Raw genomic sequence first — 9826 nt, forward strand, 5'->3', positions numbered from 1 at the left:
CCAATTAGCATCAAATTTTCAAATTAAATAAGGGGATAATTATATGATCGATTTTATGGGAGAAATTAAAAAGATAGAAAAACAAATCGAAAATGCTGCAGGAGCTGCAGGAGATTTAGCAAATCAGGTTGTTGATGAATTACAAGCTGCTAAAAAACAAATTGAAAAAGAAATGCAGCGTATGATGTTAAAAACAGAGGTAGAGTTTAAATCAATAGATATTATAAAAGAAGATACATATGCTCTTCAAAAAAACATAGGGGTATTTCACGATTTACAAACAAATACAAGAGATATAGCATCAGAACTAGAGAAAAGTTTCGAAAGTAAAACTGGTAGTAAAATAAATGAAACATTAAAAAAATATGAAAAACAAATTAACAACAAAATTTTTAATGAGCATGTTCACTTGGCAAACAGTTGCGGAAAAAAATAAGGGAAATAGAAAAAAAGTCCTCTTAATACAGGACTCTTTTTTTGTTATTCCTGAAAGTAAACTTTTGAATATTAGTTTACATTCATTTCCCCTTAATCATTGACTTACCACCGAATCCGCTGATATCCTCAAAATACACAACAAAAGTATACATTCAAAACGCTATAAATAAAGAAGATATTAAATCATAAATCAATATCTTCTTTACTTTCAAAAGGACCTGCTCAATTAATACATAAAAACATAAAGTAAAGTGAATCCGTTAAAATACATGAGTGACACCCCTTGTTTTCCCCTCTTATCAAAAGGAGGAATTATCATGGGCTTTGGTGGTAGTTGTGGCGGCCACGGTTTTGCTGGAGGATTTGCTTTATTAGTTGTATTATTTATTTTATTAATAATCGTTGGAGCTTCTTGCTTCTGCTAAAAAACTATCAGAAAAGACACTCTTATAAGAGTGTCTTTTCTTTATGGGCAAAAACACCCAATATATATTCTCTACACAACCAAAGTTACCATAACACCACTTATTCATAGCAAACCAACAGGAACTAGAGTACTATATCTTTTTTTGATGTACATTTTAGTTAATTTAAAAAATAAACAATACAATTATTAAAATAAATACACTACCAAATCCATATTTTTATAAAAATAAAAAAAGAGTGCTGTGAAGAAACACACTCATTGAAAGAAATTTACCAATCCCGACGATCATCATGATCACGGTCATGATCATGATTACGTCTGCGACGACATTCATCACAATCGCAGTCGCGGTCACGTCTACAACGACGATCATCACAATCTCTATGTCTGCGTCTGCAAAACATTAAATCATCCCAAAATCTATTACAATCTCTGCAATGTCTGAGATTACAATTACATCCCATAAATATGATTACCTCCTCTTAACAATAGAATTCCTCATATTCTATGATTAAAAGTTAAAAACAGCTTGTTTACTAGTCTATGTTTTGCATTTTAAAATAATAAGGTATTTTGCCCTTAGCCGATATTACCGACAAATTTCACATTTCAAAGGTGTTTCGTTTTATCATGTATAATGTAACTTTAGGGACGTCAATTGGAACATTAAGAGGAGCGTGAGGAACGATGTCTGATGGAACGCGGAATAGTATGCAATCTGAGCCACTCCCGGCTTTCCTAACCAAAGAAGTAGCAGAAATGTTAAATATTAGCGAAAGCTATTTACGTAAATGGTGTTTAGAGTTAGAAAAACATGAATACATCTTTATAAAAGTTCGTGATCCTAAAAGTAATCGCGAGTATCGAACCTTTACTTCAAAAGATATAAAAGCTTTGAAACAATTTCAAACACTTATGAAAGATGCCGGATATAACAAGGCTGATGCTGCCAAAACCATAGCAATAACCATAAATAATGAAAATTGGAACACGAGTGGAACGTCCCATGATCCAATGAATTCCCAATCTTTGCTTATTACGAGAGATAAAGAAATATTGGAACGCGAAAACAACACTAATTTGTTACGTGAATTGTTGCGTGAGGAACGCGAAGAAATAACAAAAGAACTTCAATCCATGAAAGAAGAACTACGACGAACTCAAGAAGAATTTCAAACATTGAAAGACGATATACAAATATATCAAAAACACCATGAACAATTGTTGCAAGAAAGAGATGCGCAACTATTACATAACATACGATCTATTCAAGAGACTAAACAACTAGTTGCTCCTACTATAGAAAATAAACAACATTGGTGGAAATTCTGGAAATAAAAAAAGCCTTGCATATAAGCAAGGCTTTTTTTATACAGAATTCTATACAGATTTTTGTACTAATACAGAACATCCGTAAGCCTAAAAAACCCCATTATCTCTACCATGTATAAAATCATGCATAGCACGATACAAAAAGAAAACGGACAAACCTAATTGCATCAAAGGTTTGTCCGTTTTCCTTGCTACCGATAATAGGACGTTATGTTAACCGAGCATGTATATGTTATTCATCCAAATTTGTACAACGTTGTCTTTCCTGATGGTACAATCAAAATCACGGAGGGATATTATGGGAATTTTTTATGTAATACCACTTTTTCTTATATTTAGTACTGCAACATTTTTATTTATCAAGTCTGGTTCACCAAAAATTAAAGATAAAAACTTATCATTGATAATGATCTTTCTAGGGATAAATCTAATTACAATTCCAATGGCTTATTTGGTAGGTTCGTTTGTTTCTTATACACATGAGGCATCAACAGAATTTACATATAATAATCCACTTTATTTTTGGAAAGGATTTTTCTTTATTCAAATAATACCGCTTTTCGTGCTATTTGTAGCTTTAATATGGTGGTTTATCCGTAAGGGCAAAGAAAAAATCGACACATAAACTTTTTAAATGACTTCCGCTAACGGGAATTATGTAAACACAAAAGTCCTCCAGTTAAACAATCCGGAGGACTTTTAATAGTTTTCTAAGTTATCTTCCAAATACACTCAATCCTAAATAAATTAAACTATAACTAATTAAAGCACTTGCAAGCATTAAACCTATTTTTAATAATTTATCTTTTATATTAGGCTTTACCTCACTAATAGGTTTCCCCTCTATAAAATCAACTATTTGACGATAAGTTTTTAAATTATGCTCTTTTTTTATGTTTTCAACTTTCAGTGATGAAAACATAAGCAAAATCGTAAGTACAAAAGGTATTATAAGACCATAATAACCAAAAAAGTAAAATACAGGTGCAATAGAAATAGGAAGTATAATCATTGATGCTAACATGATGTAACTCCACTTAAAGAAAGTTGATTTTTGAAGTTTTTCTTTCATGATCTTTACATCTCCTTTAACTAAATCATCCAGGGAGACGTTAAAGAGAATACTCATCATTAGTAAATTATGAATATCTGGATAGTTCCTTTCATTTTCCCAGTTAGAAATAGATTGTCTGGAAACATGGATTTTTTCTGCTAACTTCTCTTGGGACATATTATCCCATTTACGAAAATATTGTATCTGTTTACCGATATTCATTTATACATCTCCCTTAAGTTTGAGGTTAAGTTAAAGGCTAATTAAAGACTACCAAATTTCTTTATAATAACGTGATTTTAAGATGTAAAAATGTTTTATCATGCTATTTCCCTCTGTTTTTGGGTATGAGTGCTAGCCCCTAGGAACTTAACGTAACTGAATATGGAATAAGCTTATTATTTAAATCGATAAAACTAGCGGTTCGGCGGGTATAATTGCTGATCGAAGTCGAGCAACTTAACCCCGTTTTTGGTCTGTTCGGCTTCAGGAAAGCTAAAAACCCGTCGAAAAAAGTTTTGCAAGGAGGGCGCAAAGCGGACAAAGTAGAGATTTTTGAGTGGTGTTTACTCAAAAATACTACCTGTTCCTTACGGAACTTTTAGTTCTTATATAGCGAGTGAGAAGAGAAAAATAAAGAAAGTCAGTAATATCAGGGTTTTATAGAAGATTTTATAAGAGACAAATAAACATAGAAACAAAATACCTAGTAAAAATGAAAATTCTATCCAAATATTTGCTACCAATCATAGAACATTATATTAGCTTACTCTAAATATTTATTCATAACGATTTTTCTATAATTTTTATTAATCTACAATCTAAAAATTAGCCAAAAAACCATAACCCACTACTTAAAACACTAAAACAACTAAAATCTTAAAGACTAATAACCCTTTAAGCATTTTTTACTATAAAGACAATTAAACCCTAATAAAACATTAAAACTTAATTACCCAGTCGTCTATTACAATAACCACTTTCCAACATATCCTATCTTGAGAAGTAGTTAGAGAGTTAGTTTTAAAAAACTCTTTTTCTACTTTTTTAATTTATAGGAAAGGATGATATAAATGCCAGAACATCATGATGAAATCCGTGCTTTGTTACGTGCATTTCAATTAGTTGGAGCAAGAGTTGTATTATTTTTACCATCATTCCATGTAGAGGGTCTTATCACTCGAATTGGAGAAGAATTTGTTACTCTTCGTGGTAATGGAGATGAAGTTGAAGTAGAAAGTAATGCTAATGGTGAAGACCTTGAAAATCCAAACCAAATTAGTGTTAAAATCAGTTCAATTTTATCAGTTAGTGATGACCAAGGAGCGTAATAAATAAAGTCAAAAAATGCAATGGGATTATAAATACCCATTGCATTTTTTAAATCTTAATTAGTATAAATCAGTCTAAGATATCATTTTAAAGATCATTTATATAAAAAATAATTTGGCTTGTCTATTATCCTGTTTATTATCACTCTTTTACATAATATGTTTACTATATAATACAACCCTTTACTAGGAGGTGTTTAGGTGTGTCAGTTTTGTTCAAATCAAAAAAATAATAACCGACCTAAATTTAGATTGTTTAATATAAATCCTATTCCTTTTCATACCTCAACAAAACCTACCAATACTCCATCAAAATCACAAAAAAATCCTACAGTTGTAACAAAACCAGCCAATACCCCATTAAAACCACAAAAAAATTCTACACCTTCATTAAAATCAGCTAATACTTCACCAAAAGTACAAAAAGTTTCTACTGTCTTGCTAAAATTACCAAATCCTCACACTTCTCAACCCAAATCACAAAGGTTTAAAATAAAACCAAATAGTTCACAATCAATATCTAAACATCAAATGAATACATCTAGAGATAATACAAAAAATACAAATGAAATACAAAAACTTTTACATGATTATCAATTAATTCATTTACCCATCATAATATTTTTAGAACAAATTCATATTAAAGGTTTTATAATGAATTTCAATAAAAATGCAGTTACTATTATAGGCCCAAATGTACAAATAAAAGACAATTCAACTAATAAACTTATACAATCTCCAAATAAAATCAATATTAAAATTAAATCTATTCAAGCAATTAGTGATATAGGAAATTTTCTTCAACAAAATAATACAGATCAAATAAATTAAAACAAAAGGTAAATGTATCTATTTTAAGGTTTCAAATTTGCTTTTTGGCTAGAGTGCTGGCTCGTCGTGTGGGGCCGAAACCCCACGTACTAAACGTATCAACATATAAAATAAGAACTATTTTCGAGCGATTATTCTAAGCGATTCGGCTCGTATACTTGCTAGTCCAAGTCGATAACCATTACTTTGCTTTTTGTCTGTCGGCTTGGCGAGAAAAGCACACGAGCCGAAAAAAGTTCCGCAAGGACAATATCAAAAAGTAAAAGCTAACGCTTTTACTTTTTGATATTAAGGGTGGAGATTTTTGAGTGATTTTCTCAAAAATACTACCCGTTCCTTGCGGAACTTTTAGCTATATATATAAGAGTGAGATAGGGAAAATAAAAAAAATGAGTAATACCAAGGGTTTATAGCGTATTAGGTGTTACTTTTTCGTAACACAGGTGTTACGAAAAAGTAACACCTAATAAAAGGAAAAACATAATAAAAAAAAGATGTCAATGAGAATTTGACATCTAAAATAAATAGATTGGTAATTTATATTTTTTCTTAGACTCATCAATTTTAAAGTTCCTTAATGAATTTCTAAAAATATGTTGAGTTGCTTTATCTATTCCGTCTTTAGGACTACAACACATAATATTAGGATTTACAAACCATGTACGACTTGTGCATGCACGACCATCTTCTGTTGTTACTCCTGCTGCTGCAACTCCTAAAACCCCTTTTTTAAATAAACCATTCATCGTTAAAGAAACATTTTTTCTTGCCATTTTAAAACGTTCAGCTAAATATGTAGGTGATGCTGGAGTAGTTGTATCTACATTGTCCTTATTAATTTTTTCAATAATAACGTTAGTTTTAAATTCCACATATGGAGCAAGTTTAAATAAAAATGCTTCTTCCTTGCTACTCAAATACTCAATTTCAGTCAAATAATTAACGTTATCCATAATTAGCTGCACAAACCTCACCCGATCTGTAGGTTTTTTCTTTTTCCCTATGAAATACTCATCTCCACCAGTTGTTTTACTTAATAACTGCAAGAGCATAACTTTTTCTTCCTCTGAGTAACCACCGGCTTGCAACTGATCATAAATACTATCAATTTTACTATCTCTTATTTTCGCTTTTTTTTCAGCTTGTCCAAAATCAACAACTTTTGTCATAAAATAATTCTCTCCCTCAGTGGAAGGAATCAACTTTTATATGTTAGAATGTATATAGAATATATTGGTTGATTCCAACCTTAGTACGAAAAACCGCCTTGCCGTCCAAAGCTTGGGCGGTTTTTCTCGTTTTATATGTCTTTCTCTATGATAACATGAAACACCTTGTTAATTCCTTCCAAACCTTTATGGAAACAAAACATTCAATCCTCTTTTTCTTCAAACTCATGCAATTCAATATTTTCACTCATTATCATTTCTATCTACCTTTCTCTATCAAAATCTCGATGTCTACTTATTTCCCTCTTATATTCACGTTCAAATTGATTATCTATTCCCTTGCTATCCAATTCATTTTTAATAATCCCTCTAAACACCTTAAATTTCTCTTTAAAAGCTTTTTTCGTCTGTTGATACAAAACTCTTATATTCTCCTTCAAATCCTTTATATAAGTTTTTAACGAGCCTATTTCAGTATTTAATTTTCTATTTTCCTCTTTCAACTCTAAATTTATCTTTTGGAATTCTTTTAAAGAATCATACAAACTATCAACTTGACGATTCAATTCCCTATTTTCTTTTACTAAATCCGTATTCTGCAAACGCTCATAATCTTTTTTTACAGTGACTGCCGCAGTTATCAATTCTTCTACTTTTTCGAGTTGCTTTGGAGAAAAAACATAATTGCCTGTCTCTTTTTCAATGATTTCAGGTTTGCCAATTAATTTTGGTTTTACCTCTGTCTTGATCTCTTTCTTTTTGGTCTTTAACGTAATTTTATTATTAGGTAATCTCTTGCTTATCTCGGTAAATTGATTCTCTATATTAGAAACTGCTTCAGCATATTCTTTGTATTGACGGACTTTCATATATTTATGGGAACCCACATTGGCACGTTCAAAATTTGGAATTTGTTCTTTAGCCAAAGATTCAATATAAGCCGTTTCTAATTGTCTCCAATCCGCAATTAGCTCCGTCCCTTTTCCTTGTACGCCTTGTTGTTGCAAGGCTCTATCCATTCCGACACGCCTCGTTAATCCTCGACTACTTTCGAAGTTCGGGACATAGTTAATATGTAAATGCGGATTTGCTTCATCATCATGTAATACCATGTTATAGACTGTTAGATTTGGATTTCGCCCTTGAAACGCCTCCGCGTACCGTTTTAACGCTTCTTTTTTAGCTTCCCTATACTTTGGGTCATCTTTACCCTCTCCAACCGCTACAACCAATTCTCGTTGCTCATGTGTCTTTGTATCTTTTTTTATCTTGTCATAATAATCCTTAATTTTGCGATCATTGCGTTTTTGTTTCTCATTATATTTATCTACTGCATCTTGAAAGACATCCTTGTATACACTTCGGATATCCTTTTGAACAAAGTAGATATTCTCTTCTAACCTGGATGGATCTATGCCAGGATTCCCATGAATGTTTTCTCTGTTATTATGACTTAATGAACTTTGGTGAGATTGATTAAATGAGATAGAAAACAACATAAAGTGCCACCACTTTCTCTAGATCAATTGATACAATTAGTCTAGCAAAGCGACGAAATTGTGTCAATTGACGTAACCCTATACGTATTTTGACGCTAACGCATCAAAATTGATAGGGGTCTGCGACGCTTTTCGACTTCGCCGAGCCATGTCTAACATGGCAAAACTCTCGGACTTTGTCCGAACCTACAAGGGGAACACTTCCCCTTGACCCCATCAATCGAACTCCCCAACCCCTCAATCCTTGAGGGGCTCCCTCGCCGGTTGGCAGGAACAAACAGTGGTTTGTTCAATACCAAGAGGGTTCGGGGTGTAGTCTAGTTGGTCAAGTCAAATACTCCCTTCGCTTCGCTAGGTCCGTTTTGATTGACCAACACATGCAACGACCTCTACTACTGATCACTTTACTCCCTTTATTACCCTAAAATGAAAAGAGTCCTAAATTAATAGGACTCTTTTCATTTTATTGAAAGTAAACTTTTGAATACTAGTCTACTTTCTATCATTTTCCAAGAATTTTATGTAAAAATGACAACATTTCTTATTTCAAACCGAAATTACGTGATAATTCTTCATCATGAGAAGCAACAGCCTCTGCAGTTTTATTAAGCTGCATATTAATTTCTTGTAATAGCTGTGCAAAGTTTTGTACTTTTGGCTTTAATTCATTGAACTGTTGGTCAAAACCTTCAAATGCACGGCCTTCCCATTCTCCTCTTAATTCATTTTGTAAGTTTTGTAGTTGACGTAAAATGTCCTCAATTTGATTTGCACCTTGTCCATATCGAGTCGCTTTCGATTTAAGCTCCTCTGGTGACATACGAATTTGTCCTGCCATTTTTATCTCCCCTTTAGTACATAATGAGTAAAATACGCATTTGGTTAATTTTACTAAATATATTATAATCCATTGTTAAAAACTTTCAAATATTTTATTTTTCTATAATAAGAAACAAGAGTAATCGCAAAGACTACTCTTGTTTCTTTTCCTTCTCTTCTTTTTCAATTTCAGATACTGATTTTTCAGGGTCTTTTATTAGTTTTCCAAGTTCTCCAGAACGCGAGAATTTATCTTCAAAGTTTTCTGTAGTACTTATACTAGCATTAAACCACAATTCCTTATCATCATTTATATATCCTTTTATATAAGGAATACCCATTGGATTTACTTTATGTTCTGTAAATGTGATAGATTTTATATCCTGAATATTATAACGAATATACTTTTCTACTCGTACTTCTTGTACTTTCCAAAACTTTTCCTCTTCTTCTTTTTGTTTTAAGTATTCCATAGTAAAATATCCTCCTGCTATAATACAAATAATGGATAAAATAATTACCAATTTCTTTTTCATTTAAAATCCCCTTGTATTTGAATATAGTTAAAATATACCATGAAACGAGTTGAAACATATGAGTGAATTCAAAAAAAATCCAATTGCGACAGATGAAGATTATTTCGAGTTATCAAGTAACGTTTATGACGATGATTCTTTACACAAAGGAGCGGAAATAAAAGGGGTCGATGGTAAGAAATGGGTAGTTATAGAATCAATTAATGCAGATTGTCAAAAAGTAAAAAATGGATTAGAAGCTATTGCAGTAGTACCGAAAAAAGATTACAAAGAAAATGCAACACATTATGATGATATAATCCTAGCATTTCGTGGGACAGAGCCTAACCAATTAGCAGATTTCGAAACAGATATCGATCAGATTACGTTTGGAATTAAAACACATTCTAA

Annotated in this window: 12 protein-coding genes and 1 pseudogene; 7 read left to right on the forward strand and 6 right to left on the reverse strand. The window is 31.8% G+C overall.

Going from position 1 to position 9826, the window contains the following annotated elements:
* Nucleotides 1–43 precede the first annotated feature (43 nt).
* Together ABH961_RS29860 and ABH961_RS29865 are read left to right on the forward strand one after the other, a co-directional pair.
* Nucleotides 44–436, forward strand: a complete 393-nt coding sequence (locus ABH961_RS29860; RefSeq protein ID WP_404520645.1) for a hypothetical protein — start codon at nucleotides 44–46, stop codon at nucleotides 434–436.
* Nucleotides 437–755: 319 nt separating this feature from the next.
* A complete protein-coding gene (locus tag ABH961_RS29865; RefSeq protein WP_000505685.1) occupies nucleotides 756–863 on the forward strand; it encodes a YjcZ family sporulation protein in 108 nt (35 codons plus the stop codon).
* Nucleotides 864–1134: 271 nt separating this feature from the next.
* Here ABH961_RS29865 and ABH961_RS29870 read toward each other — a convergent pair whose 3' ends face one another.
* The gene (locus ABH961_RS29870; protein ID WP_002169591.1) at nucleotides 1135–1329 is read right to left on the reverse strand and encodes a hypothetical protein; all 195 of its coding nucleotides are present in this window, start codon (nucleotides 1327–1329) and stop codon (nucleotides 1135–1137) included.
* A gap of 223 nt (nucleotides 1330–1552) precedes the next feature.
* On the opposite strand from ABH961_RS29870, the gene ABH961_RS29875 reads away from it, so the two are divergent.
* Together ABH961_RS29875 and ABH961_RS29880 are read left to right on the forward strand one after the other, a co-directional pair.
* The gene (locus tag ABH961_RS29875) at nucleotides 1553–2203 is read left to right on the forward strand and encodes a DUF3967 domain-containing protein (RefSeq protein WP_098643040.1); all 651 of its coding nucleotides are present in this window, start codon (nucleotides 1553–1555) and stop codon (nucleotides 2201–2203) included.
* Between the two features lie 292 nt (nucleotides 2204–2495).
* Nucleotides 2496–2822 carry a hypothetical protein gene (locus tag ABH961_RS29880; protein ID WP_098642917.1) on the forward strand — a complete coding sequence of 109 codons (327 nt, stop codon included), beginning with the start codon at nucleotides 2496–2498 and terminating at the stop codon, nucleotides 2820–2822.
* A 90-nt stretch (nucleotides 2823–2912) separates the two neighbouring features.
* Here ABH961_RS29880 and ABH961_RS29885 read toward each other — a convergent pair whose 3' ends face one another.
* Complete coding sequence (locus ABH961_RS29885; RefSeq protein ID WP_098080420.1) at nucleotides 2913–3473, reverse strand: helix-turn-helix domain-containing protein; 561 nt, start codon at nucleotides 3471–3473, stop codon at nucleotides 2913–2915.
* An 851-nt stretch (nucleotides 3474–4324) separates the two neighbouring features.
* Between ABH961_RS29885 and ABH961_RS29890 the strand changes: the two genes are divergently transcribed.
* Both ABH961_RS29890 and ABH961_RS29895 read left to right on the forward strand, forming a co-directional pair.
* Nucleotides 4325–4582, forward strand: coding sequence for a hypothetical protein (locus ABH961_RS29890; protein WP_001114056.1), 258 nt, complete (start codon nucleotides 4325–4327; stop codon nucleotides 4580–4582).
* A gap of 201 nt (nucleotides 4583–4783) precedes the next feature.
* The gene (locus tag ABH961_RS29895; protein WP_098080422.1) at nucleotides 4784–5413 is read left to right on the forward strand and encodes a hypothetical protein; all 630 of its coding nucleotides are present in this window, start codon (nucleotides 4784–4786) and stop codon (nucleotides 5411–5413) included.
* Nucleotides 5414–5928: 515 nt separating this feature from the next.
* Here the strand turns inward: ABH961_RS29895 and ABH961_RS29900 are convergent.
* From ABH961_RS29900 to ABH961_RS29915, 4 genes are all read right to left on the reverse strand, one after another.
* Nucleotides 5929–6582, reverse strand: a complete 654-nt coding sequence (locus tag ABH961_RS29900) for a hypothetical protein (protein WP_000170176.1) — start codon at nucleotides 6580–6582, stop codon at nucleotides 5929–5931.
* Between the two features lie 263 nt (nucleotides 6583–6845).
* A complete protein-coding gene (locus ABH961_RS29905; protein WP_098080424.1) occupies nucleotides 6846–8081 on the reverse strand; it encodes a plasmid recombination protein in 1236 nt (411 codons plus the stop codon).
* Between the two features lie 541 nt (nucleotides 8082–8622).
* Nucleotides 8623–8919, reverse strand: coding sequence for a WXG100 family type VII secretion target (locus tag ABH961_RS29910; protein ID WP_000918596.1), 297 nt, complete (start codon nucleotides 8917–8919; stop codon nucleotides 8623–8625).
* A gap of 133 nt (nucleotides 8920–9052) precedes the next feature.
* Nucleotides 9053–9436 carry a DUF1433 domain-containing protein gene (locus tag ABH961_RS29915; protein WP_098080578.1) on the reverse strand — a complete coding sequence of 128 codons (384 nt, stop codon included), beginning with the start codon at nucleotides 9434–9436 and terminating at the stop codon, nucleotides 9053–9055.
* Nucleotides 9437–9494: 58 nt separating this feature from the next.
* Here ABH961_RS29915 and ABH961_RS29920 point away from each other — a divergent pair.
* Nucleotides 9495–9826: pseudogene (locus ABH961_RS29920) on the forward strand (cytoplasmic protein); the annotation flags it as partial.

The sequence above is a fragment of the Bacillus sp. RC251 genome, assembly GCF_044908765.1.
Classification (GTDB): Bacteria; Bacillota; Bacilli; order Bacillales; family Bacillaceae_G; genus Bacillus_A; species Bacillus_A wiedmannii.

Bases quoted from the DNA above. Each gene is read 5' to 3' on its own strand.
- ABH961_RS29865 (WP_000505685.1), top strand. From the start codon at position 756: ATGGGCTTTGGTGGTAGTTGTGGCGGCCACGGTTTTGCTGGAGGATTT.
- ABH961_RS29880 (WP_098642917.1), top strand. From the start codon at position 2,496: ATGGGAATTTTTTATGTAATACCACTTTTTCTTATATTTAGTACTGCA.
- ABH961_RS29915 (WP_098080578.1), bottom strand. From the start codon at position 9,436: ATGAAAAAGAAATTGGTAATTATTTTATCCATTATTTGTATTATAGCA.
- ABH961_RS29885 (WP_098080420.1), bottom strand. From the start codon at position 3,473: ATGAATATCGGTAAACAGATACAATATTTTCGTAAATGGGATAATATG.
- ABH961_RS29870 (WP_002169591.1), bottom strand. From the start codon at position 1,329: ATGGGATGTAATTGTAATCTCAGACATTGCAGAGATTGTAATAGATTT.
- ABH961_RS29875 (WP_098643040.1), top strand. From the start codon at position 1,553: ATGTCTGATGGAACGCGGAATAGTATGCAATCTGAGCCACTCCCGGCT.
- ABH961_RS29905 (WP_098080424.1), bottom strand. From the start codon at position 8,081: ATGTTGTTTTCTATCTCATTTAATCAATCTCACCAAAGTTCATTAAGT.
- ABH961_RS29860 (WP_404520645.1), top strand. From the start codon at position 44: ATGATCGATTTTATGGGAGAAATTAAAAAGATAGAAAAACAAATCGAA.
- ABH961_RS29910 (WP_000918596.1), bottom strand. From the start codon at position 8,919: ATGGCAGGACAAATTCGTATGTCACCAGAGGAGCTTAAATCGAAAGCG.
- ABH961_RS29890 (WP_001114056.1), top strand. From the start codon at position 4,325: ATGCCAGAACATCATGATGAAATCCGTGCTTTGTTACGTGCATTTCAA.
- ABH961_RS29900 (WP_000170176.1), bottom strand. From the start codon at position 6,582: ATGACAAAAGTTGTTGATTTTGGACAAGCTGAAAAAAAAGCGAAAATA.